This is a genomic window from Pseudomonas sp. EA_65y_Pfl1_P113 (assembly GCF_963970525.1).
Taxonomy (GTDB): Bacteria; Pseudomonadota; Gammaproteobacteria; order Pseudomonadales; family Pseudomonadaceae; genus Aquipseudomonas; species Aquipseudomonas tritici.
In genome coordinates, this window is record NZ_CAXAQM010000552.1 from 1 (window position 1) to 457 (window position 457).

1 protein-coding gene is annotated in these 457 nt (G+C 70.5%); it reads left to right on the forward strand.

The window, feature by feature from the left end; genetic code table 11:
- Positions 1–249 (forward strand): hypothetical protein (locus AACY52_RS31035; protein WP_339561499.1); only part of this gene is annotated, 249 nt, incomplete at its 5' end.
- Positions 250–457 lie beyond the last annotated feature (208 nt).

Consider the following 457-nt stretch of genomic DNA (forward strand, 5'->3'; position numbering starts at 1 on the left):
GCCCCGTTGTTTCCCTTCGGTTACGGCCTGACCGGACGAGAGGCCGCGACGCCTTGGAGGGCTTTGCCGGAGGACCCCGGTGTCGCCGATGCCGGGACCGATGGCGTCTATTTCGCAGCCGGGCGGGCAACGCCGGGCTTTTCCCTGGAAATTGGCGATGGTAGCGGTTCCGGCACGCGCATCGCCACCGTGCCCGCGCAGGCGCTTGGCGCCGTCGCATTCGATCGCACCGACAGCGAGCAGATATAGGTGGTCTTACCGACGGCCCCCGCCAGCGTCGCGGTCGTGGCGCCCGTGGTGCCGGTTGCTGATGCCGTGATCGGGGTTGCGCCCGATGGGTACTGGCTGGCCGCGCTTGTCGGGACGATCGTTCCGGGCCGCTGGTCGACCACCAGGGCCTTGTCGGTGGCCACCGCGGGCGTGCTGGCGGCCCTGACGGTCGCGACCGTGGTGCAGG